We start from the raw sequence: 25231 nt of genomic DNA on the forward strand, positions 1-25231 counted from the left end.
CTGTCATGCCTACAAGATCCCGTCGAGAGAAGCGTCTTGAGCTTGCACATAGCTCTCTTCGTTCTCTTCGGCGTACCGCTGCCAGGCCTGCGCGTCCCAGATCTCCAAGAAGTCGATCGCGCCGTTCACCACGCAATCCCGGCCCAGGCCCGCGTAGCCGCGATGGTCTGCGGACAAGACGACCCTGCCCTGCGCGTCCGGGCGCTGCTCGTCGGCTCCTGCCGCGAAGCTGCGGACGAACGCCCTGGCTTGCGGGTTCGAGCGAGACGCGGCGGCGGCCTTCTTGGCCAAATCGGCGAAATGATCCCTGGGATACACCGCAAGGCTGCGGTCTGGCCCTTTCGTCACCACGAGCCCTCCTGCGAGCGCTTCGCGGAACTTCGCGGGAAGGGTGAGCCTTCCCTTGTCGTCGAGCCGAGGAGTGTATGTGCCGAGAAACATGGCCTCACCCACAGCTCCTTACGTACCGACGACGGATATGCCAGTCCTTGGCATGCCCGCCACACTACCCCACTTCCCCCCACTTTCCAACACATTCAGGCCCAAAACAGGGAAAAGGCAAGAAAAAACCCGGAGCAGATGGTGAAAACCACTGCTCCGGGCTGATGCTGCGCCGGTGGGAGGAAGGAAAGGCCGGGTGGGGGGAAGTGGAGCTTCGCTACTCCTGCTCGAACCGTCTGCGGAAACGGTTCTCCATACGTTCGCTCAGGCCGGGCTTGCGGCTCCCCCGCGAAGGCTGCCGCCCGCCCTTGACGCCCCGGGGGCCGCTCCGCCCCCGCGCGCCGCTCGCGGCGTCGGAAGACCAAAGCCAGCGGATGCCCGCGGCGAACATGACGACAAACCCGAGCAAGCTCACAATCGGGAAGGAGCCGGGGAATTTGATGGGCAGGACCACTCCGAGCACCAAGAGCACCAAGCCTGCCACGAACAGCGCGGCGGCCTGGAGGCCCGCGCGGCTCGACGGGGAACGAAGACCTTTGCCCCAGGGGGCCGAAGCGAACTTGGGGTCCTCCGCGTACAGGGCGCTCTCGATCTCGTCGAGCACCCGCTGCTCATGTTCAGAGAGTGGCATAGCTCCCTCCTTGGGTCTTCGCTTCGCCAAGGCGATCGGCACTCGGTATGAGGGGGTGTCCACCTGCTTGAACACCTCTAAAGCAAATCATACGCCCTCTTCGCCTCGACGTCACGTGGGCTCAGGCACTGCGCGGCTCACGCGCTTTTGCGGTCCTGCCTGGTATTCGCCATCGGATGACCGGCTGACGCGCGCAGGAAATCCTCCACCTCGCAGAGGAATTCCCCGACCCTGCGGACGAACTCGTGCAGCTGCTCCTCAGTCGGGGCCTGCGCCGACCCGGCCTGCGCCAAAGCCCTCGTTTTCGAAGCCTTGTGGAAATATTGCGCCCACAGCTCGAAACCCGGAGCCTTCGCGAGCCGCGCCCAGGCACTGCGGTCCGCCCGCCTGCCGCCCGGCCGCTCGACCACGACCAACAAGGCGCCTGCTCCGCCGAGCGCGGCCTGGTAGGCCCGCAAGAAACGCTCTGCGGCTTCGCCGGGCTCCATCGCCTCGAACAATCTGGCGTCGGCCCTGCCGAGCAACTCGCCGCAGAGCCCCGGAGCGCCGCCCCGGACGAACGTCATCGCGCCCCGCCCGAAGGTTCTGGTGGTCTTCATCTTTCCTCGCTTCCGGGTGGGCCGGGCCGAAGAGGCCCGCCCCACGGTTATGGTGGTGAGATCCAGCCTGCTGCGGAAACGTTCTCCGCAGCAGGCCAACCGCTTGAGAAGATTGTGCACAAGGGCACTGACAAAAAAGGTGGAGTTCGTTGAATAACCTCGCTGAGCTGGAGGTATACGACTTATCGCCGACTGTGTTCCTCGCAAGGCTGCACGATGCGCTCGCCCTCTACACCATTGCGATGGGGTACTCGTCCGACGTGATCTCGTACCGGGCCCAGCCGTGGCGCGACGACACCCGCAGATCCGGGTGGCAGTCCGTCGGCGCGTTCCACGGGAACGAGTTGGCGGGCTTCGCGTACGCGTACACCGGGAGTCCGGGCCTCCCGTGGCATCAGCACGTCGCCAGGGCCGCTCAAGCGCTCGGCCAAGCAGGCCTGCCCGCCAGCCGCATGTTGGAAGACTATGTGGAGCTCACCGAGATACACGTCCGCCCCGAGATGCAGGGGCACGGGCTCGGCGAGACGCTGCTGCGGCGTTTGATGCTCGACAGGACCGAAGCACATGTGCTGCTCTCCACCCCGGAGGTCGCGCTGGAGGCGAATCGCGCGTGGCGGCTCTACCGCAGGCTGGGATTCGTCGACGTCATCCGCCATATGCGATTCCCCGGCGACGCGCGGCCTTTCGCCATCCTCGGCCGCGCGCTGCCGCTCCCCCAGGACGACGCGCCGCAGGAGCCGATCAGCTGAAGGGCAGTCCCTCGCTCGGAGAGCTCGCGGGAGGCGCCCCTGCCGCCAAGAGCTGGCCGTCCTCGCTCGGAGCGTTCTTCTTGCGCCAGAACATGGCGGCCGCCGCGAACGCCGTCACCGCCGCGAAGAGCATCGCGGGAACCGAGTACATCTGCTGATCGCCGTCCAGTCCGAACATGAACAGCAGCGCGACCGACCAGAACACGATCAACGACCGGGCGACCGGGGTCGCGATGAAGGCCGAGCAGATGGCCAACGGCCAGCAGAAGTACCAAGGGAACGAGGCTGCCGTGAGCTCGATGGCAACGACCATGGCCAGCACCGCGCCGACCAATGCGCGCCTGCCGACGGGCTGGTCGCAGTCGCCCGCGAATTTCTGCCGGATGAAGCGCTCCGCCCTGCCCGCGAGGCCGGGACGGCTGGACTCGGTCACCGCCGCCTCCTGCGCCGACCAAAGCGGTTCGCGCGAGCGCCACCAGAAGGTCGCCAACAACGCGACCAAGACGACGGTGAAGACGCTGCGGGCCGCGTCGAGGACGTCCTGGCCGTTCCAATCGAAGAGCTGGCCGAGCGTGATGGTCAGCAGCTGCGCCACAGCGGTGGGCACCGCGAGCCAGTTGACGACGATCAAAGTGTCGGAGATCTGCTGGCTCCAGCCCAGGTCGACGCCCGCCGCGAACGTGAAGAGCGCGAACACGCCGACCGTGACGGCGACGATCTTGCCGACCACTTTGGCGTATTCGGCCAGGGCCGAGAGCGGGCGGGCGCTCATCGTGAGGCTGTGCTGCCGCGCGATCTGCGCCAGCCAGATCCAACCGACGAACGGCAACGCCAAGGTCGCGGTCGCCTTGACGCACATCGCGGTCACCACGAGGGCGACTCCGCCGTACTGCTGTCCGCGCAGCACGAGGACCAGGCCGGAGGTCAGGAGGCCGACCATGAGCATCTCGTTGTGGGCGCCGCCGATGACGTTCAGCAGCATGAGCGGGTTGAGCACGGCGAGCCAGACGGCCGTCTCGGGCTTCTTCCCGAAGTGCTTGGCCAGCGAGGCGACCGCCCAGAACGTCAGCGCGACGCCGGGGAGCATGACGATCCTGGTGAGGATGACCCCCGCGACGATGTGGTTGCCCACAACGGTGGTGAGGAGCTTCATGATGAGCATGAAGAGCGGGCCGTACGGGGAGCCGGTGGTGGACCACACCTCGGCGACGTTGTCCGCGTAGACGCCGGGGTTCATCACGGGGCCGTCGCTGTACGGGTTGTGGCCGTCGCGAAGGAGCGCGCCCTGCGCGAGATAGGAGTAGGGGTCGCGGGTGTAGAGCGGGGCCGCCGCGAGCAGCGGGGCGACCCAGCACGCCATGGCGCGGGCCAGCCAGCGCAGCTCCACAAGCCCCGCCAGGACCAACCGGCCCGCCCGGACCCAGGCGAGCACGACAAGGCAGAGCCCGAGCCAGCCGAGGTAGGTGGCGATCTCCTTGCCGTGGCCGAAGCGCATCCACGACAGGTGGGTGTCTTCCAGGGCCTGGTCGTGCTTGAGGCCGCCTGCGACCGCGACGCTGATGAACGACAGCAGGCAGGTGCCGATCACGCCGAGGGCGACCGTCCAGCCTTTGCTGAGCGCCCTGGCCGAGCTCGCCGCTTCAAGATCTGTCTCGCCGCCGGGCTTCAACGCTGCGGGGAGAACGCCACGCGCTTTGCGCTCCATCATGGGGATAGCCACGTGCTGCTCCTCTCCTCATCCTCGAAAACTGAACCACCCGTTGTCGTGCCGAGCCACATCTAGTCTGGCTGGGGTCGGATAATACCCGATCTTGGGGTCCTGCGCCAGGTTACGGCGAGTCGCTCACGAAAGCAGCGAAGCCGCCAGCTCCGCGAGTCCCGCCTTCGCCTCCCCCGGCATCTGCGCAGCGTCGAGCGCCGCGGCGGCCCTGCCGCGAAGGAGCTCGATCCGCCCGCGCACATGCGCGCGGGCGCCGAGGCGGTCGACCATCGCCACGACCTCGGCGACGGACTCGTCGCCGTCGCGCCCGAAGGCCGCCCGCAATGCCTGCTCCTGGGCCGTTCCCGCTTTTCGGGCCTCGCTCAGCGCGAGCGCCATGAGCACCGTCCGTTTGCCCTCGCGCACGTCGTCCCCGGCCGGTTTGCCGGTGACCGCCGGGTCGCCGAACACCCCGAGGAGGTCGTCTTGGAGCTGGAACGCGACGCCGATGTCGTCGCCGAAACGCCGATAGAATGTGAGCAACGCCTCATCTGCCCGCGCGAGCACTCCGCCGAGCTCCAACGGGCGGGCCACCGTGTAGGAGGCCGTCTTCCACCGGATCACGCGTGTCGCGGCTTCTTCGCTCTCGTCGCTGGAGGCTTGCGCGAAAACATCGAGGCACTGCCCGCCGATCACTTCGGAGCGCATCGCGGACCAGGCCTTGCGGAACGCGGGACGGTCCGCCTCCGCGACCGCGTCGAGGCCCTCGGCGGCCAGATCGTCCGCCCAGACGAACGCCAGCTCCCCCGCGAGGATGGCGAGCGCCTCGCCGTGCCGGGCCCCGTGGCCCAACCACCGCTCCCTGCCGTGCTGCGCCTCGAACCTGCGGTGCAGCGAAGGCTCCCCCCGGCGCAGGTCGGATTGGTCGATGATGTCGTCATGCGCGAGCAGGCCCGCCTGGAGCAGCTCCAGCGCGGCGCACACGCGTTGCACCGCGCCCGCGCTCGGCCCCGCCGCGTCGCCGCCCGCCCCGAGCCAGCCCAGCCACGCGAAGGCGGGCCGCACCCGCTTGCCGGAGCCGAGCACGAACGCGGACAGCTCGGCGACCACCTCGGCGAACTGGCTCCCGATCCGGACGGCCTCCTCCTGCCGGGCGGCGAGGAACTCGACCAGCCGCGCCTGTGTGAAGGCCTGGACGTAGCCCAACGATTGCGCGGAGCCTTCGGGCGGCGCAGGACTCTCCGGAAGGGGCGTGGTCATTTACGAGTTATCTCCGAGAACTGTCTGCCAGCATCTTTTACACTGATCGGGTGAGCACAGCTTCTCTCGCCGAACGAATCGCCGCGTCGCGGTCCATCTTGCCGGCAAAAGGTTCCCCGGCCCAGAACTCGGTGGTGGCTTCCGGCGAGTCGGTGGTCGACGAGTGGCGGCGGATCAAACAGACGCGCACGCCCTTCTCGGTCGAGTTCTACCCGCCGCGCAACGACGCGGAGGAGGCGGCGCTGTGGCGGGCGGCCAGGGTCTTCGAGCGGTTCGGCGCCGCGTTCGCCACCGTCACCTACGGCGCGGGCGGCAAGACCAGGCAGAAGACAGTCCAGCTGACCGGGCAGCTCGCCAAGGAGACCACGCTGCCCGTCGTCGGCCACCTGACCCTGGTGGACCACAGTCTCGACGACCTGCGCTCGATCATCGCCGGGTTCGCCGACCAGGGCGTGCACAACATCCTCGCGCTGCGCGGCGACCCGCCCGGCGACGACCCCTTCGCCGAGTGGGTCAAACATCCCGACGGCCTCGAATACGCCGAGGACCTCGTGCGGCTCGTCCATTCGCTCGGCAGCTTCCACGTCGGCGTCGCCTCGTTCCCGCGCGGGCATTACCGGGCCGTCGACCTCGAGAACGACACGAAATACCTGGTCCAGAAACTGCGCGCGGGCGCCGAGTACTCGATCACGCAGATCTTCTTCGATGTGGAGGACTATCTGCGCCTGCGCGACCGGGTGGCCGCCCACGACCCCGAGCAGGGGCGCAAGCCGATCATCCCCGGCATCATGACGATCACCTCGCTGAAGACCTTGCGCCGCGTGGTCTTCCTCTCCGGCGAGACCATCCCATCGGCGCTCGAGGAGCGCCTCGCGAAAGCGGCGGGGGGCGGCGAGCAGGAGGACCGAAAGGCGGTGCGGGACATCGGCATCGAGCTCGCCACCACCATGTGCGAGCGGCTTGTCTCCGAGGGCGTGGACTGCCTGCACTTCAACACGATGAACTTCAGCAAGGCGACTGTGGAAGTGCTCACCAACTTGGGCTACTCCTTCAAGGCATGACCCGCCCGTCCTCGCCGTCCGGCCCATTGGCGGGCACGGTCCTCGAGGGACGCTACCGGCTGGACGAGCAGATCGGCTCTGGCGGCATGTGCGTCGTCTACCGAGGCTTCGACCAGCGCTTGGAGCGGCCCGTCGCGGTGAAAATCGCCGCCGAGCAGTTCTCGGGCGACCAACGGATCGGCGAAAGGCTCAACCGCGAGGCGCTGGCCATCGCTCGCCTCTCCGACCCCGGGCTCGTCGGGGTGTACGACCAAGGCTCCGTCGGCGGGCGCCCGTACTTGGTGCTGGAGTACGTCGCGGGCGGCACAGCCCGGGAGCTGCTCGCCGAACGCGGGGCGATGCCGCCCTACGCCGCCGCCGCGCTCGTCGGCCCGGTGCTGCGGGCGCTCGGCGCGGCGCACAGCCTCGGTTTCGTGCACGGCGACGTCAAACCGGAGAACATCTTGATCTCCACCGCAGGAGAGGTCAAACTCGCCGACTTCGGGAGCGTCGCGCCTGTGGCGGGAGACGAGCGCGACCTCGCCGACGTTTTCGGGACCGTTGGCTACCTCGCCCCGGAGCAGGTGGACGCCGGGCTCTGGACGGACGTGTCCCCCGCCGTCGACGTCTACGCGGCAGGCGTGGTGCTCTACGAGCTGTTGACCGGAGCCTTGCCGTTCACGGGCGACAGCCCCGCCGCGCTCGCCTCAGCCCGGTTGCGCCACGACGTGCCGCCGCCGAGCAGGGCTGTGGACGGAGTCCCGATGCAGTTCGACCACTTGGTGCTGCGGGCGACCGAGCGGAACCTGCGGGCCCGCTACCCCGACGCGCGGAGCATGGCCGCAGATTTGGAGCGCATCCGGACCGAGCTCGACCTGCCCCGGTACAGCGTTCCCGCGCCGACGACCACGGCGCGGCCCCCCGCTCCGCCCGCCATCGTCCTCCTCCCGCCGTCGAGCCCGAGGAGATCCGACACGGGGCCGTCGAGCCCTGCGCAGCGCGCCGAGCAGAGTCCCTCGCCGCACCACACGACGATCAACCTCGCGACGCTCCTCTCCGACGGGGACCACCAGCCGGACCTCGCCGGACCGCTGGAGAAACCCGTCGGCGATCCCTTCTCCCGCCCGATCGCCTGGCAGCGGATCGCCATGTGGCTCGTCGTCGTGCTCTTCCTCGGCTTCGTCGCCGTTGCGGCGGGCTACGGGCTGGCGGCCCTCATCGAGCACCAGCTCAGCTAGCCGGGGCTCGCACAGCGGTCTGCCTCGCGCGCCTGGCTGCCCCGAAGCGGAGCGGCCACCAGAACCAACGCCCGAGCAGGGCGGCGATCCCCGGCACGACGAATGTGCGCACGATCAGCGTGTCGATGAGCAGGCCGACCCCGATCGTGGTCCCGACCTCCTCGATGGAGAGCACATCGCTGGAGAGCATCGCGAACATGGTGATGCCGAACACGATGCCCGCCGTGGTCACCACCCCGCCGGTGCCGCCGAAGGCGCGGATCATCCCGGTCCGCAACCCGTCCCGCTTGCCCTGGTGCGCCTCCACCTCCTCGCGCATGCGCAGGGCGAACAGCAAGTTGTAGTCCGCGCCGACCGACACCAAAGCGATCATGGCGATCGACGGGACGGACCAGTGGACCTGCCTGCCGATCACGTCTTGCCAGATCAGCGTGGAGATCCCCAAAGCGGAGAGATACGAGAGGATCACCGTCCCGATCACGGCGGCCGCCGCAACCGGGCTGCGCAGCATGACGAGCATGATGAGGAAGATCATCGTGAGCGAGACCACCGCGAGGAGCAGGAAGTCTTGGCCAACGAAGTCGCGCATCTGCGCCGTTCCGATGCCGTATCCCACCATGCTCGTGGTGTTCCCGACCAGCGTGCCCTCTTTCGTGGCCTCGTGGATCGCCGCGAGGACCTTCGGAGCCCGGTCCGCCCCGTCCGGGCCGAAGACGTCGCCGTCCTCGAACACCAGGAAGCGGGCGGCCCGCCCGTCCTTGGAGAAGAAGAAGCTGGACGCCTGGCGGAACGTCGGATCGTCCCAAGCGCGCTGCGGGAGGTAGAAGCCGCCTTCGCCGCTGCCCGCGAAGTCCGTGCTCATCTCCCGCAAATAATCGGTGAGCCCGGCGAACATCGGTCGGATCGAGCCGATCGTCTCGGAGAGCTGCGAGCTCACGGCGTTCAACTGGCCCAAGGAGGCGCGCATCGACTGGGTCGAGCCCGCCGCCCCGGCGAGCGACTTCGTCATATCGCTCGACCCCGCGCCCAAGACGGCCGAGCCTTTGGCGAGCGCCTCTGCGGCCTCCACCATGCCGTCCATCGGCTCGACCACCTTCATCACCACGGAACAGATGCCGTCGTTCGCGCAGTTCGGGTTCCCGTTCACGATGTCTCGCAGCGGGTCGAGGTACCCGGAGACCGTGTTCGCGTTGTCTTGCAGCTGCGCCATGCCCGCGCGCATGCCGTCGGCTCCGCCGTTGACCTGCCGCAGCCCTGTGACGCTGCCGTCCAACCCGGTCTGGAGCTGGCCGATTGCCGACGAGAACCCGCTCAGCGCGGATTGCAGCCGGTCCAAGGCCGCCAACCGCTGGGACAATCCGGCCATCTGCTCGTCGAGGCGCCCGCCGATGGCCCCGGCCTGGTCCGAGAGCTGCGCTTGGGCGGGCACAGCCCCGCCGGGGCGGGAGGCGGACTGCACCATCCGCACCCCAGGGATCGCCATGACCCCTCGGGCGGCCTTCTCAAGGGCGATCAGCCCTTGCGGGTTGCGCAGATCATGGTCGGACTCGAGCACGACGACCTCCGGCAGCAACACGTTCGGCGGGAAATGCCGGTCCATCGCCTGATAGCCCCGGCTGGACGGCATCGTGTCCGGGATGGCGCGCGCCTCGACGTATCCGCGCTGCAGGCTCAGCACCGGCAACGCGCACACGACCAGCGCGAGGACGGCGACGACCACAACCGGGCCGGGCCAGCGGGCGACGACCGTGCCGATCTTCCGCCACCGGCGCGAGACCTTCACCTCGCGCGGCTGCGCCCAGCCCCGGCGGCCGAAGAGCCCGATGAGCGCGGGCAGCACCGTCAGCGACGCGACCATCCCGACCAAGATGCCGATCGCGCAGGGCAAGCCCGCCGTGCGCAACATATTGATATTGCCGAACACCAGACAGGACAGTCCTGCCGCAATGGTCAGCCCCGAGGCCAGGACCACCGGCCCGACCTGGCTGTTCGCGGCGCCAAGCGCCTCGTCGTGCCCCGCGCCGCGCCTGCGCTCCTCGTGGTAGCGGCCGAGGAGGAAGATGCCGTAGTCCGTCGTGGCCCCGAGCATCAGCGCGGCCAAGAGCGCCACGGAGAAGATCGAGACCTCGATGATGTCGTGCTCGCCGAGGAAGGCCACGATCGGGCGGGCGACGGCCAGGCCGAGCCCCACGGCGGTGAGCGGGACCAGAGCGGTGAGCAGCGAACGGTACACCGCGATCAAGAGCAGCGTGATGAGCACGATGGTGACCCCCGTGATCATCAGCATCTGGCGGTCGATCGCGTCGAACTCGTCGGTGATCGTCGTCGCGGGCCCGGTGATATGCGCGTGCATCCCGTCCGGGGGCGGGTTTTTCGCGACGATCGCCCGGACCGCTTCAATCGCCTCGTTGGCCGGGCCGCTCCCGACATCGCCGGTCAGACGCACCATCGCGTACACAGCTTTGTTGTCGGCGCTGACCGCGACCTTGGCGGTCAACGGGTCCGCCCAGAGGTCCTGCACAGACTGCACGTGCGCCGAATCTGCGCGCAACGCGCCGACCAGCCGGTCGTAATAGCCCCGCGCGGCTTCGTCGAGCGGGCGGTCGTCCTCCAACGCCACATAGTTGAGGTTGATGGTGTCCCCGTCGCCGAACAGCTTGCCGACCTGCTTCGTCGTGTGCAGAATCGGCGTGTCCGAGGGGAAGAAGCTCCTGGCATGGGACTGCGAGACCGGCTCGAGCTGCGGCACGAACAAGTTGCCCGCCCCAGCTGCGAGCGCCCAGAGGCCGACGACGAGGATCGCGTACCGCGAGCAGAACGCGGCGAGTCTGGTCCACATAGGATTCGAAGGTACTGGCGCAGGAACGCGCAAACATCGTGCTTCAGACGACATTCCGCCTCCTACCGCAGTCGGAGCCGGATACCGCCGACAGCACGACGTGCTCCGTCCGAATCGGCTCTAATCTGGAAGGATGCGGTGGCTCCACGATTTCGTCCAACGGCGCCGCGCGGCTATGCCGATCCCCTATCCGCTGGCGTTGCCGCTGGTCATGCACGGGAGCATGGCCGCGGTCACCGGCACGGCCATCATGCAGCGCGGTTTCGACAAACCCGTGCCGCTCGCGCTCGCCGGGCTGCTCGCGACAACCGAGATCCTTGCCTTCCTCTTCTGGGGGGTGCGGCTCCCGCCCGCCGTGGTCACATCGCTCGGCCTCGCCGCCTCGACCATGTTCTTCTTCTTATGGCCGCCGATCCCTTTGGACGCGACCCCGTTCCTGCTCTCCTTTATCGCGGGCTCGGTGGGGGCTGAGGCGAGCGTCCGGGCCAGCGCTGCTTCGACGGCGGCGTGCGCGGCGTTCCTGGTCGCCGTCGCCTCGGCCCATCGGCTCACCGAACCTGTGGTGTACGTGCTCTTCTTCGTCGTTTTCGGGTGGTCGATGGGTCTGATCATGCAATTGCAGCAGCGGCTGCTGCTGCAAGTCCGCGAGACCCAGACGAGCCTCGCCGAGCAGGCCGCGGGCGAGGAGCGCCGCCGCATCGCCCGCGAGGTCCACGACGTGGTCGCCCATTCCCTCTCCATCACCCTGCTCCACCTCACCGGAGCCCGCCGCGCGCTGCAGGAGGACCGCGACGTCGACGACGCGGTGGCGGGGCTCGTCGACGCGGAACGCCTCGGCCGCCAGGCCATGGCCGACATCCGCCGAACCGTCGGGCTCTTGGACACGGGCGGCGCCAACGGGCACCGGCTGGCCCCGGAACGGGGAGCCGCCGACATCCAAGCGTTGGTGGACGACTTCGCCCAGGCGGGCGTCGCGGTGGACTACCGCGTCGAGGGCGACCTCCGAGCCGTCTCCGCCTGGGTCGGGCTCGGCCTGTACCGGGTGGCGCAAGAGTCGCTCGCGAATATCGCGAAGCACGCGCCGAACGCGCGAGCCGTCCTCAGACTGCGGATCACGAAGAGCGTCGCCGAGCTGTCGGTCGACAACGCGGCGCTGCCGGTCGCAGGCGGCGCAGAGCTATCGGCCGCTGGCGGCGGCGTGCCCCATCCCCCACCGCACCCGAACGACACCGCGGGCTCCGGCGTGGCCGGGATGCGCAGGCGGGTCGAGCTGCTTGGCGGCAAGCTGTACGCGGGCCCGGTTCCGGGGGGTTGGTCGGTGCGCGCCGGGATACCGCTCGGCCCGAGCACGGCGTCGTCCCGTATGTTCCAGACCGACAAGTCAGCGAGGGCACATGGCGGACGATGAGATCACCGTGCTCCTGGTCGACGACCAGGAGCTCGTCCGCAGCGGCCTGCGCCGAATCCTACGGCGCAAGGACGGGTTCGTCATCGTCGGGGAATGCTCGGACGGCTCCGAGGTCCCCGAGGCAGTGGCGGCGCACCAGCCCGACCTCGTCCTCATGGATCTGCGCATGAAGCGGGTGGACGGCATCGAGGCGACCCGCCTGCTGCGCGCCCGCTCAGGGCCGCCCGTGCTCGTGCTCACCACTTTCGACGACGACGAGCTCCTGTCCGGCGCGCTGCGCGCCGGAGCTGCGGGCTTCGTCTTGAAAGACTCCCCCGCCGAGGAACTGATCTGGGCGGTGCGCGCGACAGCCAGGGGCGACGGGTTCCTCGACCCTGCGGTCACCGCCCGGGTGCTCGCCGCATACCGGGCCTCGCCGTCCCCCCGGCAGGAGCGGGCCGCCGACAAGCTCACCGCGCGCGAGCTCGAAGTGCTGTGCCTGATCGCGCGGGGCGCGAACAACACGGAGATCGCAGAACAGTTGTTCATCTCCGAGGTCACGGTGAAAAGCCATGTCGGGCGCATCTTCACCAAGCTCGATCTGCGCGACCGGGCCGCGGCCATCGTGTACGCCTACGACCAAGGCCTCGCCGGGCCGCAGTGACGAGACCGCCGCCTGAGCGTCGGATTCCTGGCGTTCAGGCGGATGAGATCCAAGGCGCACCGCGACGTGGCGTACAAAAACAGCGAGGAACGAGCCTGGTACGCGAGGAGCGGAGCAACGCCGGAGATCGCCGCCTGAGCGTCAGGAACGGAGCATCTCCGCGACGAGGAAGGCTAGCTCCAGCGACTGCTCGGTGTTCAGGCGCGGGTCGCAGGCGGTCTCGTAGTGGCCCGCGAGGTCGTCGTCGGAGATGTCCTTCGCGCCGCCGAGGCATTCGGTGACGTTGTCGCCGGTCAGCTCGATGTGGATCCCGCCGGGGTGGGTGCCCGCTTTGCGGTGCACCTCGAAGAAGCCCTGGACCTCGTCGACCACCCGGTCGAAGTGCCGGGTCTTGTAGCCGCTCGGGGACTCGACGGTGTTGCCGTGCATCGGGTCGCACTGCCAGATCACCTGGTGCCCGGTGGCCTGCACCTTCTCGATGATCGGCGGCAAGAGGGCCCGCACCTTGTCGCTGCCCATGCGCGAGACGAGCGTGAGCCGTCCCGGCTGGCGGCCCGGGTCGAGCCTGCGCACGTACTCGGCCGCCTGCTCGGGGGTGGTGCTCGGGCCGATCTTCAGCCCGATCGGGTTGTTGATGAGCTCCATGAAGCCGATATGCGCGCCGTCCAGCTGGCGCGTGCGGTCCCCGATCCACAAGAAGTGCGCGGAAAGGTCGTAGAGCGCGGGCTCCCCGCCGGGGTTCTTCGGGTTCTCCGCGAGGCGCAGCATCGCGCGCTCGTAGTCGAGGACCAGCGCCTCGTGGGAGGCGAAGATCTGCGCGGACTCCAGCTCGCGGTCGTTCACGCCGCAGGCGGCCATGAACTTGAGCCCCCGGCCGATCTCTTTGGCCAGCACGTCGTAGCGCGCTCCCGCCGGGGACTGGCGGACGAACTCGCGGTTCCAGTCGTGGATCCGGTGCAGGTCCGCCTCGCCAGACGCGGTCAAGGACCGGACCAGGTTCATCGCGGCCGACGCGTTCGCGTAGGCGCGGACGAGCCGGGAGGGGTCGTGCTGGCGGCCGCGCTCGTCGGGCGCGAAACCGTTGACCATGTCGCCCCGGTACGAGGGCAGGCCCTGGCTGTCCAGATTCGCGCTGCGCGGCTTTGCGTACTGGCCCGCGATCCTCGCCACCTTCACCACCGGCATGCTCGCCGCGTAGGTGAGCACCACGGCCATCTGCAACAACGTGCGGATGTTGCCCTTGATGTGCGGCTCGGTGTTGGCGACGAACGTCTCGGCGCAGTCGCCGCCCTGGAGCAGGAAAGCCTCGCCCCTCGCCACGCTCGCCAACTGCTCGGAGAGCGCGTCGACCTCGCTCGCGACGCAAATCGGCGGGACCGATTCGAGCACTTTGCGCATCTGCGCGGCTTCCCCCTCGTCCCAGGTGGGCTGCTGCGCGGCGGGCCGGGCCAAAGCGCCGTCCAAGTTCGTGCGCAGGTCCGAGGAGAGCGGCGGCAAGTCCGGCAGCTCGTCGATGGGAACGTCGACCGTCCAGTTCATGCTGTCCAGAGTAACCCTCGCCCGCTCGGCGGCCAAAATATTATCCGGGGCCAGCAGTATCCGGCGCTCAGCGCCTATTTCGAGGAGTCCACGCGGGGCTCGGGAGCCCCCTCGGCGGCGGGCTGCGCCGCCTTGATCGCGAGGTAGCGGTCGCGGCAATGCCGCGCGTCGACGAGCGCGTCGTGCGCCCCCTCGGGGACCGGCGGCAGCGGCGGGCTGCCCCGGTCCTCCCACAGCTGGCGGACATCCCTGGTGTAGCGGGGAAGCGCCCTCGGCAACGCGGGCATCGCGCCCCACAGCTGGCAGAGCACCACATGGTCGTAGCAGCCCATCCAGCCCCACAGCTCGACCGGCCCCTTCCCGCCCGAGGTCAAAAACTCCAGCAGCTCGTCGCGCAGGCGGGACCGGGAGACCCACAGCGGCGACGAGAGCGGCGGCAGCTGGTTGAGCACGTGCTCGCGCACCCACTTCCCCGCCTTGTTCGCGTCGAAACCCGTGGACACCCGGTAGAACTCCCGGCCGTCCTCGGCGACCACGCCGATCGAGACCAAGTCGATCGTGGCGCCGTCTTCGATGAACTCGGTGTCGTAGAAGAACCTCGGCATCAGGCTGCGGACGAGGCGGTCTTGTGGCCCGCGCCCTTCGCGCCCTCGCCCCGCGGGCCCTTCTGCTTGCGGACCGCGTACTGGTCCACATACTCCTGGCCGGTCAAACGCATGATCTCGTACATGATCTCGTCCGCGATGGAGCGCTCGATGTAGTGGTTCCCGACGAAGTCGTAGAACCGGGAGAAGTCCAGCGGCTTGCCGATCCGCACCGTCACCGGGTGGGGGTGGAATTTCGCGCTGTCCGGGGCCAAGACCTTGTCCGTCCCGATGACGCCGACCGGGATCACGGGGACCTTGGCCTCGAGCGCGATCCGGGCGGCTCCGGTCTTGCCCTTGTAGAGCCGTCCGTCCGGCGAGCGGGTCCCCTCGGGGAAGATCGCGGCCAAGTCTCCCCTGGCCAGCACCTTCTTCAAGGAGTCGAGCGCAGCCCGCGAGGCGTCGCCGCCGCTGCGGTCGATCGGCACCTGCCCCGCCGACGAGAAGAACCAGCGCTGGAAGGCGCCTTTGATCCCGGTTCCGGTGAAGTACTCGCTCTTGGCCACGTGGGTCACCTTCCGGGGCACCGCCATCGGCACGAAGAGCCAGTCTGTGGCGGAAAGGTGGTTGTACGCGATGAGCGCCGCCCCGGAGCTCGGGATGTTCTCCACGCCCTCCACCGTGCTCGGGCACAGCACGTGCAGCGGGGGGCCGATGAACACATGCTTGAAGGCCCGGTACCAGAGCGTGCGCCCGGAGTAGTCCTGCGTCAGCGCTTTATGCACCGGCGGATTCGCGGCAGAGTCGGATGAGGTGCTCGTGGTCACGCCCATCACTCTACCTATTTCGTCACGTGACACCGGAGGAGGCCAGGTTCCTGGGCTTCAGGCAGATGAGATCCAAGGCGGCAGGCGACGACGTGTACGAAATGGGCGAGGAACGAGCCCGGCACACGAGGAGCCGACAACGCAGGAGATCGCTGTCTGAGGGTCAGGAGAGGGATTCGACACGCTTTTTGAGCTCTTTGAGCGCCGTGTCGATGATCGCCCGCTCGGCTTTCCGCCGGAACAGGCCCAGCATCGGTATGCGCAGGTCGACAGACAGCTCGTAGGTCGCCTTCGTGCCTTTCGCGTCCGATTCGAGGATGTACGCGCCCTCTTGGGAGCGCATGATCGTGCTCTCCAGCAAGGACCAGCGCACGGACAACCCGTCCTCCGCCCAGGTGTAGCGCAGCTCGTACGTGTCTTTCAAGAGGGCCGCGTCGAGCACGAACCGCGCCTTCGAGGCCAGCCCTGCTTCGTCGCGTTCGAGGATCTCCACGGATTTCGCGGCGTCCACCCATTCCGGGTAGCGGTCGAGGTCGGAGATCACCGCCATCACCTCCGCAGGCTTCGCTTCGATAATGATCGATTGGTTCGTGTGATCTGCCATACGCCCAACCTACCGCGTCGTCCGAACCCTAGGCGCATGCCCTGGCTGTTTTCCCGCCTCGCAGCGGTCCTTCAGCTCGAAACTCATCGCCTTGCCCGCCAGTCTGAGATCGCGGACCAACCGGCGCAGCTCGCCCGGACGAAGCGGCGCAGGAGGCTCCGCGTGGAGGAAGAAATGGAGCAAAGTCCCGTCCAGCTCCGGTTTCAACCAGACTTCCATTGTGCCCTGCACCTGGCCGTTCACCAGCCATCGGACGCCTTTTTCACCCCGGGCTTCGCGGACCTGGAGGTCCAGCTCCGGCCACCACCGCCGCCAGTCGCCTGGAGCTTCGAGGCTCTGGCCGACGACGGAGGGAGGCGCTGCGACGAAAGTCTGATCGGCGACCTGAATGCTGTGCATAATGCCGAAAACGCTATCAGGTCGCCCCGCTCCCAAGCCCTGGCGGATCGCCGTCTGGGCGGTCGGCCACGGGTCAGAGGTCGAGCAACTCCGCCAGCTTGACGGCCGAAGCGTCCCAGCCCCACGACTCTTGCACCCAGGCGCGGCCCGCGGCCCCCATCTTGCTCGCCTGCAGGGAGTCCGAGAGCAATCGCACAGCCGCGTCGGCGACCTCCGGCACGGACCGCCCGGAGACCACCGTGCCGGTCTCGCCCTCCCGCACGGTCTCCGGGGCTCCGCCGGAGTCTCCCGCGATCACCGGGAGGCCCGCAGCCGACGCTTCGAGGAAGACAATGCCAAGGCCCTCCACGTCGAGGCCCCAGCCACGAGTCCGGCACGGCATGGCGAACACGTCCGCCATGGCGTACCAGGCAGGCAGGTCGTCCTCGGGGACCCGGCCCGCGAAGCGCACGTGCTCGGCCACCCCGCACTCCTCGGCGAGTTCGCGCAGGTTCTTCTCGCACGGCCCGCCGCCGACGATCGCCAGCACCGCGTCGGGAATGTGGCGCAGCACCGTGGGCATGGCCTTGATCAGCACGTCCTGCCCCTTGCGCGGCACCAGCCTCGCGAGGCACAACAGGACCGGCGCCTCGCCGAAGCCGTGCTGCTCGCGCATCGTCTCGCGCAGCTGCGAGTCGGGCTGGAAGCGCTCGGCGTCCACGCCGGGGGCGAGTCGGACGAAATCGACGCCCGGGCCGAACGCCCGGCGCACCCGGCGAAGCGCGTACTGGCTCACGTACGTGACGGTGTCGACCGTGGAGCCGATGCGGCGGAGCGCCTGCCTGGCGCCCGGGGTCATCGACCAGCCCACCTCATGGCCATGGGTGCTCGCCACAACTCGCTTGACGCCCGCCTCGCGCACCGCGTTCGCGAGCAAGGCGAACGGGGCCGCCGCGCCGAACCACACCGAATCCACCCCGTGCTCGCGGACGAGCTCCTGGGAGCGGCGGGCCGTCCACGGGTTCGGCAAGAGCAACGAGCGGGGATGGCGCACGATCGGGAACGGCTGCGCCGCGTCGAAGCGGCGCTGCTCCTCCTCGTGCTTCCACGAGGCGGTGTAGACGACGAGCGAATCTGCGGGCAGCCGCATGGCGAGGGCGTGCACGTACGACTGGATCCCACCCGGCCTGGGCGGGAAATCGTTCGTGATCAAGAGGGCCTTAGACACTCGATCAGCCTAAAGCACGTCGACGTGGGACAAGAACAAGCGCGTCCAAACCGAGGCGAATCCGCGCTCAGCCCATCCGGACGAACGCGTGCACCGGGCCTGCGGCGTCGATCGGCGCGACGGTCACCGGCTGGCCGAAGGTCGGCGCGTGGACGACCATCCCGTTGCCGATGTACATCGCGACGTGCGAGACGCCCGAGTAGTAGGTCACGAGGTCGCCGGGCTGCAGCTCGCCGCGCCCGATGTGCCTGCCGAGCCCGTCCTGGGCATTGCTGGAGTGCGGAAGCGAACGGCCGACCTGCTGGTAGGACCACATGATGAGGCCGGAGCAGTCGAACACGCCCGGGCCGGAACCGCCCCAGACGTACGGCCTGCCGACCCGGCTGAGCGCAGCCTGCACGGCCCGGCCCTTCGCGGTGTCGGCGGCCTGCTGCTCGGGCGCGTCGGAAGACTCAGGAGGACGCGGAGCCGCTTCTTGCTTCTTCGGCTGGGGCGCGGCGGGAACCGACTCGTCCGCCTCGGGCGGGAGCACTTGCGCCTGGGGAGCCGCGTTCGGCTGCGGGGCGGCGCCCTCCATCGGGCTGACGCTGAAGTCGTGGAGCTGCTGCGGGGTCAACCGGGTGTACTGGTCCTTGATCGCCGCGATCTGCTGCTGCAGCTGGGCTTCCTTCGCCTGCAGCTCGGCCCGCTTCGCCATCGCGCGCTGCTCGGCGGCCTTCGCCGTGTCGAGCGCCTGGGCGGTCTCCGCCGCCGCCTGCTGCGCCTTCGCGTGGGCGGCCTTGTAGCTGGTCACCTTTTCCTGCACGTCGGCCGCGATGGCCTTGATGTCGGACATCTGGTCCAGGAGCTGGCCGGGAGACTTGCTCACCAGCAGGGCGTACACCTCGTTGAGCCGGACGCCGTTGTAAGCGGTCTCGACGAACGCGTCCACGACGCCCTGGTACCGCTCGATGTCCGCTTTGGCCTGCTCTTCTTTGCCTTGGTCCTCGGCGAGGCGGCTCTGCGCCTGCGCACGGGCTGCGTGCGCGGCGTTCAGGTCCGTCATGGCCTGGTACTGGGCCTCTTCGGTCTGCTCCGACTGGCGGGCGAGGGCGCGCAGCTGGGCGACGGGGTCGGCCGGATCCGACCATGCGCTCGCCACCGAGAAGGTCGCGGCCACGGCGGCGGCGAGAAGCGCCGCAGACAGCCGACGCGCGAGCCGTTGCGAGACAGAACCGCGACCTGCCACGGTCCCCTGACGCAATGGCGTCCCACTTGCCGAGTCCAGCACCTACGACCTCCAGTCATCGGATCCCTGTTCCGCCCTCGGGATCTTTGCGATCCTGCTTCGCGCAAGGGGCAGAATGACGGCTTCCGGCGCCGTCGCGAGATAACATTTTGGTGTACGTCTCGACACAGAGTACGAAACGACAGCCGCCCTGTCCACTCCAAGAGCCCCGTGTCGGCTATATGCCCGCACCTCGGCCCTGCTCAGGGGACAACAAATCTTACCGGAATTTTTCAGAGGGCCGCGCAAAATTCGACCCACCGGCGCAACAGCGCCGCCGCCGAGCCGCTTTCGAGCGCCCCTCCTGCCTCGCGGAGGCTCTCGCCGATCCCGGCCTGGTCGAGGGTCCGCCCCTTCGCCACGGCGATGGCCGTGGCCGCGTTCCAGCGGACCACGTCGCGGATCGCCCCTATATCCCAATCGGGCGCCGGGCCCGAAGCGGGCTGGGGCCGCGCTTGCGGCTCGAGGACCGCTGTGACCAACATCGCCCCCTCTGCCGCGTTGTCGCCGCCGCGCAACTGGCCGATCCGCGCCCTCGGCACGCCGAAGTCCGCCGCGTCGAGGCCGAGCCTCGCCACCTTGCCGTCTTCGGCGAGCCACACGCTGTTCTCTCCCGTGGTGGTGAGCTCGTCGAGCCCGTCCGCGCCTCGGACCACGGCCACCCGGTCGCCCCGGCTGGCGAAGACTTCGGCCATCGCCTCCGCGAGGGGCTCCCACGAGCAGCCCACGAGCCCGAACCTCGGGCGGGCCGGATTGGCGAGCGGGCCCAAGACGTTGAACACCGTGGGGACGCGGAGCTCCCGGCGCACGGGCGCGACCTCGCGCAAGGAAGGGTGGTAGCTCGGCGCGAAGCAGAAGCCGATCCCGATCTCCGCCACACACCTCGCCAAATCCTCGGGCCCGAGCTCGATCCGCACCCCCAGCGCTTCCAGCACGTCCGCCGAGCCGCAGTTCGACGAGGCCGCCCGCGAGCCGTGCTTGACCACGGGGACGCCGCACGCGGCGGCCACCACGGCAGAGATGGTGGAGATGTTCGCGGTGCCGAGCCCGTCGCCGCCCGTGCCGACCAGGTCGACGCACGAGCGGTCGACGTCGAGCCGCACCGCGCGCTCGCGCATCGCCTCGGCGAGGCCCGTCAGCTCCGCAGCGGTGGGGCCTTTCGTCGTGAGCGCCGCCGCGAACGCGCCGATCTGCGACTGGGCGGCCCGGCCTGCCATGATCTCCCCCATCGCCCATTGCGCCTGGCCTGCGGAAAGCTCGCGACGGGCGAACAGTTCGCGCAGGAGCGCGGGCCAGGAGAGAGAGGATTGACCGGGGGACGACACAGCGTGATCGTAGCCGGGCCTGGCCGCAACCCCGCAGACTGCCTACGATGCAGGGATGTTCATCGCGTTCGAAATCTTCGCCGCACTCGCGGCCCTCTTGCACGTCGCCATCTTCCTCATGGAGAGCGTGCTGTGGTCCAAGCCTCAGATCTACGGCCGGTTCGGCGTGCGCTCGGCGGAAGACGCCGATGTGATCAAGCCCATGGCCTACAACCAAGGCTTCTACAACCTCTTCCTCGCCATCGGCATTTTCGTCGGCCTCGCCGCCCCGAGGGCGCAGGGCGAAATCCTCGTCGTGTTCGCCCTGTCGTGCATCGTCGGAGCCGCTTTGGTCCTGCTCAGCACCGGGCTCTCCTACCTGCGGGCGGCCGTGTCGCAAGCGGCGTTCGCGACCATCGCCCTGGCCTTGTGGGCTCTTTTGCCCGCATAAGAAGTCGCCCGGAACTTTTCCCCGGCTCTATCCGACCCCCTTGGCCACGGAGCTACTACGGGGTGTCATACTGATCCACATGACGAGCGCGGCAGCCCCTTCGCACGCGGCCATCGCGAGCCGAGTTCACTCGCTCAACAGGCCCAACATGGTCAGTGTCGGAACCATTGTCTGGCTTTCCAGCGAGCTGATGTTCTTCGCAGGCCTTTTCGCCATGTACTTCGTGACCCGAGCGGGCCAGGCTCCCGCGCTGGACGGTCACAAGAACTGGCCGCCAGAACCGACGCACCTCAACCTCTTCTTGGCGATCCCGGTCACGACGGTCCTCATCCTGTCGTCGTTCACCTGCCAGTTCGGCGTGTTCGCCGCGGAGAAGGGCGACGTGTTCGGACTTCGCCGCTGGTACACCTTGACGTTGGTCATGGGCACGTTCTTCGTGCTCGGCCAGGGCTACGAGTACACGAACCTCTACAGCGAGGGCACACGCCTCGACTCCAGCGCGTACGGCTCGGTCTTCTTCATCACCACAGGCTTCCACGGGCTGCACGTCATCGGCGGCCTCGTTGCCTTCGTCTTGCTCCTGGCCCGGACCAAGATGAGCAAGTTCACCCCCGCCCAAGCGACGTCCGCGATCGTGGTGTCTTACTACTGGCACTTCGTCGACGTCGTCTGGATCGCACTGTTCGCCACGATTTACTTTGTGAAGTAGAGAAGTAGGAAGCACGAGTGAAACCCCTCTCCCGCCTGATAGGCGCCTCCCGACGCTCCGCCGAGGGCGGTGACGAGCAGCGCGCGCGCGGCAAGTTCCGCCGCCGCGCCCGCAGCGGAGCCGTTATTTTCTCCGGCTTGGTCGCCGCTGGCTTCGCCACCACCCTGCTGACCCCGCAGGCGCAGGTCGCGAGGGCCGACGAGAAAGACCTCTCGTTGATCCGGGACGGCAAGCAGCTGTACGAGACCTCCTGTATCACCTGCCACGGCGCGAACCTCGAAGGCGTCCAGAACCAGGGGCCCAGCCTCATCGGCGTCGGCAACGCGGCCGTCTACTTCCAGGTGTCCTCCGGCCGCATGCCCGCGGCCCGCAACGAGGCGCAGATCAAGCGCAAGCAGACCGACTGGGACGAGAAGCAGATCGAAGCGGTCAGCGCGTACGTCGAGTCGTTCGGCGAGGGCCCGTCGGTGGTCTACGAGAAGAACCCGGACGGGAGCTTCAAGCTCGACGCCGAGGGCAACAAGATCATCGCCCAGGAGTCGCTGCGCGGGAAGGACAAAGAGTCCATCGCCCGTGGCGGCGAGCTGTTCCGGATGAACTGCGCCTCCTGCCACAACTACACCGGACGGGGCGGCGCCCTTTCCTCCGGCAAGTTCGCCCCGGCTTTGGACGACCCGAACGAGCAGCAGATCTACACCGCCATGCTCACCGGCCCGCAGAACATGCCGAAGTTCTCCGACGGCCAGCTCTCCCCCGAGGCCAAAAAAGACATCATCGCTTACATCAAGTCCGCCACGGAGAGCAACTCCCAGGGCGGATACGACCTCGGCGGCCTCGGGCCGGTCTCTGAGGGCGCGGCCATGGCGTTCGTCGGCGTCGTCGCCCTCCTCGGCATCGCGATGTGGATTGGATCCCGCACATGAGCAACGCTCCACAAACACCCGACCCCACCCCCGAAGAGCTCGGGCAGATGAGCCGTGACGAGCTCGTCACCCTCGGCCTCGCCAAGGACGGCGTCCGCCTCCTGCACCGCGAGGAGCGTTGGGCCGTGCCCGGCACGAAGGCCGAGAAGCGGGCCGAGCGGCTCGTGGCCTTCTGGCTCCTCCTCGGCGGCTTCGCCGCCATCGCCCTGCTCGGAGTCTTCCTCTTCGGACACTGGGAGTACGCGGGCCCCGGCGAGTCCGGATACGCCGCGTACACCTGGGAGACGCCGCTCATCGGCATCACCCTGGGCGTGTCGATCCTCTCCATCGGCATCGGCGCGATCGTCTACACGAAGCGGTTCATCCCCGAGGAGATCGCCGTCCAGGACCGTCACGACGGCGGCTCCCAGCCGGTGGACAAGCTCACCTTCGCCGCGCTCTTGAGCGACTCGCTCCAGACCTCCACCATCTCCCGGCGCACGACGATCAAGCGGGCCCTGGTGTTCAGCGGCGGCTTGTTCGCGACCGGCGCGGGGGTGCTGTTCCTCGGCGGCATCATCAAGAACCCGTGGGCCAAGGGGAACGACTCGGACCTCTGGCACACCGGCTGGACCCCGCGCAAGGGCGAAGAGGGCAAGACGATCTACCTGCGCCGCTACACGCCGCAGGACATCTACTCGGTGCAGTTCGTCAAGCCCGAGGACCTCGCCTCCGGCGGCATGGAGACCGTCTTTCCGTGGCGCGAGTCCGACGGCAAGGGCGAGACCGAGGAGTCCCGAGAGCGGCTTTTCGAGTCGTTCCACGGGATCCGCAACCCGGTCATGCTCATCCGCCTGCGCCCGGAGGACGCGGCCCGCGTCGTCAAGCGCAAGGGCCAGGAGACCTTCAACTTCGGCGAGTACTACGCCTACACCAAGGTGTGCTCGCACGTCGGCTGCCCGACCTCGCTGTACGAGCAGCAGACCAACCGCATCCTCTGCCCCTGCCACCAGTCGCAGTTCGACGCCCTGCATTACGGGAAGCCGATCTTCGGCCCGGCGGCCCGGGCGCTCGCCCAGTTGCCCATCACTGTGAACGAAGAGGGCTACCTCGTCGCGAACGGCGACTACATCGAACCTGTCGGACCAGCGTTCTGGGAGCGTAGATCATGACCAGCACTGTCGATACCGTTGTGAACCCCGCTGTGAAGTTCCCCAAGCAGCTGGAAGAGGCGGACAAGCGCTACCACCTGTCTGCGGGCATGCGCCGCCAGATCAACAAGGTCTTCCCGACCCACTGGTCGTTCATGCTCGGCGAGATCGCCCTGTACAGCTTCGTCATCCTGATCCTCTCCGGGGTGTACCTCACGCTGTTCTTCAAGCCGTCGATGGCCGAGACCGTCTACCACGGCGTCTACCAGCCGCTCTCCGGCGTGCGGATGACCGAGGCGTTCGCCAGCACGCTCGACCTCTCCTTCGAGGTGCGCGGCGGCCTCTTCATGCGCCAGATCCACCACTGGGCCGCGCTCCTGTTCCTGGCCTCCATGCTCGTGCACATGATGCGCATCTTCTTCACCGGCGCGTTCCGCCGCCCGCGTGAGGCGAACTGGCTGATCGGCTGCGGCCTGTTCCTCATCTCGATGTTCGAGGGCTACTTCGGCTACGGCCTGCCGGACGACCTGCTCTCCGGCACCGGCATCCGCGCCGCCATGTCCGGCATCGTGCTTGGCCTGCCCGTCATCGGCACCTGGGTGCACTGGGGCCTGTACGGCGGCGACTTCCCCGGCGACGTCATCATCCCCCGCCTCTACATCCTGCACGTGCTCATCTTCCCCGGCATCATCATGGCGCTCATCGGCGTCCACCTGGCGCTGGTCTGGTACCAGAAGCACACCCAGTTCCCCGGCCCCGGACGCACCGAGAACAACGTCGTCGGCGTGCGCATCCTTCCGGTCTTCGCCCTGAAGGGCGGCGCGTTCTTCGCCCTGGTCTTCGGCGTGCTGGCGATCATGAGCGGTATCTTCCAGATCAACCCGGTCTGGACGCTGGGCCCCTACAACCCCGCACAGGTGTCCGCCGGCTCGCAGCCGGACTGGTACCTGGGCTGGACCGACGGCCTGCTGCGCATCTGGCCCGCCTGGGAGTTCTACGGCTTCGGCCACACCATCCCGCAGGCAGGGTTCGCCGCGCTGTTCCTCGGCGTCTTCATCACCCTCCTGGTCGCGTGGCCGTTCCTCGAGCAGAAGTTCACCGGCGACAAGGCGCACCACAACATCCTGCAACGCCCTCGGGACACCCCCGTCCGCACCGGTGTCGGCGCGATGATGTTCACCGTCTTCGTCCTCCTCACCGCGGCGTGCGGCAACGACATCCTCGCGCTGAAGTTCGACATCTCGCTGAACGCGACGACGTGGTTCTTCCGGATCGCTCTCGTGGTCGGGCCGATCATCGCCTACTACGCGACGTACCGGTTCTGCCTCGGCCTGCAGCGCAGCGACCGCGCGGTCCTCGAGCACGGCATCGAGACCGGCATCCTGCGCCGCCTCCCCCACGGCGAGTACATCGAGGTGCACCAGCCGCTCGGCCCGGTGGACGAGCACGGCCACGCTGTGCCGCTCGAGTACCAGGGCGCGGCCGTCCCGAAGAAGATGAACCAGCTGGGCAGCGCGGGCGCTCCCGGCAAGGGCTCCTTCTTCACGGCCGACCCGGCCTCCGAGAGCGAGGCTCTGGTCGCCGCGGAGCACGACTCCGAGCACCGCGCCCTTGAGGCCGTCCGCCAGCTCCAGGAGGAGAACGCCAACGGCCAGCACGCGCCTGCCGAGATCGGCGCAGGGCATAGCGAGCACTGATCCCCGCATCAACGGAAGGGGCCCCGGTCGAATTCGACCGGGG

The 25231-nt window shown here is 68.4% G+C and carries 24 protein-coding genes; 10 read left to right on the forward strand and 14 right to left on the reverse strand.

Annotated elements, in window-relative coordinates; all coding sequences use genetic code 11:
- Nucleotides 1-9: 9 nt before the first annotated feature.
- The 3 genes from mraZ to ACRC20_RS17225 form a co-directional block, all read right to left on the reverse strand.
- Nucleotides 10-441 carry a division/cell wall cluster transcriptional repressor MraZ gene (gene mraZ, locus ACRC20_RS17215; protein ID WP_438687619.1) on the reverse strand — a complete coding sequence of 144 codons (432 nt, stop codon included), beginning with the start codon at nucleotides 439-441 and terminating at the stop codon, nucleotides 10-12.
- A gap of 217 nt (nucleotides 442-658) precedes the next feature.
- Nucleotides 659-1072, reverse strand: a complete 414-nt coding sequence (locus tag ACRC20_RS17220; protein WP_438687620.1) for a DUF3040 domain-containing protein — start codon at nucleotides 1070-1072, stop codon at nucleotides 659-661.
- Nucleotides 1073-1209: 137 nt separating this feature from the next.
- Nucleotides 1210-1671: an SAV_6107 family HEPN domain-containing protein gene (locus ACRC20_RS17225; protein WP_438687621.1), complete on the reverse strand. Its 462-nt coding sequence runs from the start codon at nucleotides 1669-1671 to the stop codon at nucleotides 1210-1212.
- Nucleotides 1672-1820: 149 nt separating this feature from the next.
- Between ACRC20_RS17225 and ACRC20_RS17230 the strand changes: the two genes are divergently transcribed.
- Nucleotides 1821-2420 (forward strand): GNAT family N-acetyltransferase, encoded by a 600-nt coding sequence (locus ACRC20_RS17230; protein ID WP_438687622.1) that lies wholly within the window; start codon nucleotides 1821-1823, stop codon nucleotides 2418-2420.
- Here the strand turns inward: ACRC20_RS17230 and mptB are convergent.
- Together mptB and ACRC20_RS17240 are read right to left on the reverse strand one after the other, a co-directional pair.
- Nucleotides 2413-4140: a polyprenol phosphomannose-dependent alpha 1,6 mannosyltransferase MptB gene (mptB, locus tag ACRC20_RS17235; protein ID WP_438687623.1), complete on the reverse strand. Its 1728-nt coding sequence runs from the start codon at nucleotides 4138-4140 to the stop codon at nucleotides 2413-2415. The two genes, ACRC20_RS17230 and mptB, sit on opposite strands and share 8 nt — an antisense overlap.
- Before the next feature lie 123 nt (nucleotides 4141-4263).
- Nucleotides 4264-5379 carry a polyprenyl synthetase family protein gene (locus ACRC20_RS17240; RefSeq protein WP_438687624.1) on the reverse strand — a complete coding sequence of 372 codons (1116 nt, stop codon included), beginning with the start codon at nucleotides 5377-5379 and terminating at the stop codon, nucleotides 4264-4266.
- Nucleotides 5380-5513: 134 nt separating this feature from the next.
- On the opposite strand from ACRC20_RS17240, the gene ACRC20_RS17245 reads away from it, so the two are divergent.
- Together ACRC20_RS17245 and ACRC20_RS17250 are read left to right on the forward strand one after the other, a co-directional pair.
- A complete protein-coding gene (locus ACRC20_RS17245; protein WP_438687641.1) occupies nucleotides 5514-6440 on the forward strand; it encodes a methylenetetrahydrofolate reductase in 927 nt (308 codons plus the stop codon).
- Nucleotides 6437-7657, forward strand: coding sequence for a protein kinase domain-containing protein (locus ACRC20_RS17250; protein WP_438687625.1), 1221 nt, complete (start codon nucleotides 6437-6439; stop codon nucleotides 7655-7657). Before ACRC20_RS17245 ends, ACRC20_RS17250 begins: the two co-directional genes overlap by 4 nt.
- Here ACRC20_RS17250 and ACRC20_RS17255 read toward each other — a convergent pair.
- Nucleotides 7650-10496, reverse strand: coding sequence for an RND family transporter (locus tag ACRC20_RS17255; RefSeq protein WP_438687626.1), 2847 nt, complete (start codon nucleotides 10494-10496; stop codon nucleotides 7650-7652). The genes ACRC20_RS17250 and ACRC20_RS17255 overlap by 8 nt on opposite strands.
- A gap of 133 nt (nucleotides 10497-10629) precedes the next feature.
- On the opposite strand from ACRC20_RS17255, the gene ACRC20_RS17260 reads away from it, so the two are divergent.
- Together ACRC20_RS17260 and ACRC20_RS17265 are read left to right on the forward strand one after the other, a co-directional pair.
- Complete coding sequence (locus ACRC20_RS17260) at nucleotides 10630-11904, forward strand: sensor histidine kinase (protein ID WP_438687627.1); 1275 nt, start codon at nucleotides 10630-10632, stop codon at nucleotides 11902-11904.
- The gene (locus ACRC20_RS17265; RefSeq protein ID WP_438687628.1) at nucleotides 11891-12547 is read left to right on the forward strand and encodes a response regulator; all 657 of its coding nucleotides are present in this window, start codon (nucleotides 11891-11893) and stop codon (nucleotides 12545-12547) included. Before ACRC20_RS17260 ends, ACRC20_RS17265 begins: the two co-directional genes overlap by 14 nt.
- 141 nt (nucleotides 12548-12688) lie before the next feature.
- On the opposite strand, the gene ACRC20_RS17270 is transcribed toward ACRC20_RS17265, so the two are convergent.
- The 8 genes from ACRC20_RS17270 to trpD all read right to left on the reverse strand — a co-directional run bounded on the left by ACRC20_RS17270 (nucleotide 12689) and on the right by trpD (nucleotide 20299).
- A complete protein-coding gene (locus ACRC20_RS17270) occupies nucleotides 12689-14086 on the reverse strand; it encodes a class II 3-deoxy-7-phosphoheptulonate synthase (protein ID WP_438687629.1) in 1398 nt (465 codons plus the stop codon).
- A gap of 74 nt (nucleotides 14087-14160) precedes the next feature.
- Complete coding sequence (locus tag ACRC20_RS17275) at nucleotides 14161-14691, reverse strand: polyadenylate-specific 3'-exoribonuclease AS (protein ID WP_438687630.1); 531 nt, start codon at nucleotides 14689-14691, stop codon at nucleotides 14161-14163.
- Nucleotides 14691-15506: a lysophospholipid acyltransferase family protein gene (locus ACRC20_RS17280; protein ID WP_438687642.1), complete on the reverse strand. Its 816-nt coding sequence runs from the start codon at nucleotides 15504-15506 to the stop codon at nucleotides 14691-14693. The genes ACRC20_RS17275 and ACRC20_RS17280 overlap by 1 nt, the downstream gene beginning before the upstream one ends.
- A 154-nt stretch (nucleotides 15507-15660) precedes the next feature.
- Nucleotides 15661-16101, reverse strand: coding sequence for an SRPBCC family protein (locus tag ACRC20_RS17285; RefSeq protein WP_438687631.1), 441 nt, complete (start codon nucleotides 16099-16101; stop codon nucleotides 15661-15663).
- 9 nt (nucleotides 16102-16110) lie between these two features.
- A complete protein-coding gene (locus ACRC20_RS17290) occupies nucleotides 16111-16500 on the reverse strand; it encodes a polyketide cyclase / dehydrase and lipid transport (RefSeq protein WP_438687632.1) in 390 nt (129 codons plus the stop codon).
- A 73-nt stretch (nucleotides 16501-16573) separates the two neighbouring features.
- Nucleotides 16574-17707 carry a glycosyltransferase family 4 protein gene (locus tag ACRC20_RS17295; RefSeq protein ID WP_438687633.1) on the reverse strand — a complete coding sequence of 378 codons (1134 nt, stop codon included), beginning with the start codon at nucleotides 17705-17707 and terminating at the stop codon, nucleotides 16574-16576.
- A gap of 67 nt (nucleotides 17708-17774) precedes the next feature.
- Nucleotides 17775-18935 (reverse strand): NlpC/P60 family protein, encoded by a 1161-nt coding sequence (locus ACRC20_RS17300; protein WP_438687634.1) that lies wholly within the window; start codon nucleotides 18933-18935, stop codon nucleotides 17775-17777.
- A gap of 272 nt (nucleotides 18936-19207) precedes the next feature.
- Nucleotides 19208-20299 (reverse strand): anthranilate phosphoribosyltransferase, encoded by a 1092-nt coding sequence (trpD, locus tag ACRC20_RS17305; protein WP_438687635.1) that lies wholly within the window; start codon nucleotides 20297-20299, stop codon nucleotides 19208-19210.
- A gap of 55 nt (nucleotides 20300-20354) precedes the next feature.
- On the opposite strand from trpD, the gene ACRC20_RS17310 reads away from it, so the two are divergent.
- From ACRC20_RS17310 to qcrB, 5 genes are all read left to right on the forward strand, one after another.
- Nucleotides 20355-20729 carry a DUF1304 domain-containing protein gene (locus tag ACRC20_RS17310; protein WP_438687636.1) on the forward strand — a complete coding sequence of 125 codons (375 nt, stop codon included), beginning with the start codon at nucleotides 20355-20357 and terminating at the stop codon, nucleotides 20727-20729.
- Between the two features lie 79 nt (nucleotides 20730-20808).
- Nucleotides 20809-21438, forward strand: coding sequence for an aa3-type cytochrome oxidase subunit III (ctaE, locus tag ACRC20_RS17315; RefSeq protein ID WP_438687637.1), 630 nt, complete (start codon nucleotides 20809-20811; stop codon nucleotides 21436-21438).
- Nucleotides 21439-21455: 17 nt separating this feature from the next.
- Nucleotides 21456-22361 carry a cytochrome bc1 complex diheme cytochrome c subunit gene (gene qcrC / locus ACRC20_RS17320; protein ID WP_438687638.1) on the forward strand — a complete coding sequence of 302 codons (906 nt, stop codon included), beginning with the start codon at nucleotides 21456-21458 and terminating at the stop codon, nucleotides 22359-22361.
- Nucleotides 22358-23512 (forward strand): cytochrome bc1 complex Rieske iron-sulfur subunit, encoded by a 1155-nt coding sequence (qcrA, locus tag ACRC20_RS17325; protein WP_438687639.1) that lies wholly within the window; start codon nucleotides 22358-22360, stop codon nucleotides 23510-23512. Before qcrC ends, qcrA begins: the two co-directional genes overlap by 4 nt.
- Nucleotides 23509-25188, forward strand: a complete 1680-nt coding sequence (qcrB, locus tag ACRC20_RS17330; protein ID WP_438687640.1) for a cytochrome bc1 complex cytochrome b subunit — start codon at nucleotides 23509-23511, stop codon at nucleotides 25186-25188. The genes qcrA and qcrB overlap by 4 nt, the downstream gene beginning before the upstream one ends.
- The last annotated feature ends 43 nt before the right edge of the window (nucleotides 25189-25231 follow it).

The sequence above is a fragment of the Segniliparus sp. genome, assembly GCF_051660745.1.
Lineage (GTDB): Bacteria > Actinomycetota > Actinomycetes > Mycobacteriales > Mycobacteriaceae > Segniliparus.

What these genes read in the sequence shown, in the direction of transcription:
- ACRC20_RS17240 (WP_438687624.1), bottom strand. Translation starts at nt 5,379, where the DNA reads ATGACCACGCCCCTTCCGGAGAGTCCTGCGCCGCCCGAAGGCTCCGCG.
- ACRC20_RS17220 (WP_438687620.1), bottom strand. Translation starts at nt 1,072, where the DNA reads ATGCCACTCTCTGAACATGAGCAGCGGGTGCTCGACGAGATCGAGAGC.
- mraZ (WP_438687619.1), bottom strand. Translation starts at nt 441, where the DNA reads ATGTTTCTCGGCACATACACTCCTCGGCTCGACGACAAGGGAAGGCTC.
- ACRC20_RS17250 (WP_438687625.1), top strand. Translation starts at nt 6,437, where the DNA reads ATGACCCGCCCGTCCTCGCCGTCCGGCCCATTGGCGGGCACGGTCCTC.
- qcrB (WP_438687640.1), top strand. Translation starts at nt 23,509, where the DNA reads ATGACCAGCACTGTCGATACCGTTGTGAACCCCGCTGTGAAGTTCCCC.
- ACRC20_RS17265 (WP_438687628.1), top strand. Translation starts at nt 11,891, where the DNA reads ATGGCGGACGATGAGATCACCGTGCTCCTGGTCGACGACCAGGAGCTC.
- ACRC20_RS17225 (WP_438687621.1), bottom strand. Translation starts at nt 1,671, where the DNA reads ATGAAGACCACCAGAACCTTCGGGCGGGGCGCGATGACGTTCGTCCGG.
- ACRC20_RS17255 (WP_438687626.1), bottom strand. Translation starts at nt 10,496, where the DNA reads ATGTGGACCAGACTCGCCGCGTTCTGCTCGCGGTACGCGATCCTCGTC.
- qcrA (WP_438687639.1), top strand. Translation starts at nt 22,358, where the DNA reads ATGAGCAACGCTCCACAAACACCCGACCCCACCCCCGAAGAGCTCGGG.
- ACRC20_RS17275 (WP_438687630.1), bottom strand. Translation starts at nt 14,691, where the DNA reads ATGCCGAGGTTCTTCTACGACACCGAGTTCATCGAAGACGGCGCCACG.
- ACRC20_RS17270 (WP_438687629.1), bottom strand. Translation starts at nt 14,086, where the DNA reads ATGAACTGGACGGTCGACGTTCCCATCGACGAGCTGCCGGACTTGCCG.
- ctaE (WP_438687637.1), top strand. Translation starts at nt 20,809, where the DNA reads ATGACGAGCGCGGCAGCCCCTTCGCACGCGGCCATCGCGAGCCGAGTT.
- ACRC20_RS17310 (WP_438687636.1), top strand. Translation starts at nt 20,355, where the DNA reads ATGTTCATCGCGTTCGAAATCTTCGCCGCACTCGCGGCCCTCTTGCAC.
- ACRC20_RS17260 (WP_438687627.1), top strand. Translation starts at nt 10,630, where the DNA reads ATGCGGTGGCTCCACGATTTCGTCCAACGGCGCCGCGCGGCTATGCCG.
- ACRC20_RS17285 (WP_438687631.1), bottom strand. Translation starts at nt 16,101, where the DNA reads ATGGCAGATCACACGAACCAATCGATCATTATCGAAGCGAAGCCTGCG.
- ACRC20_RS17290 (WP_438687632.1), bottom strand. Translation starts at nt 16,500, where the DNA reads ATGCACAGCATTCAGGTCGCCGATCAGACTTTCGTCGCAGCGCCTCCC.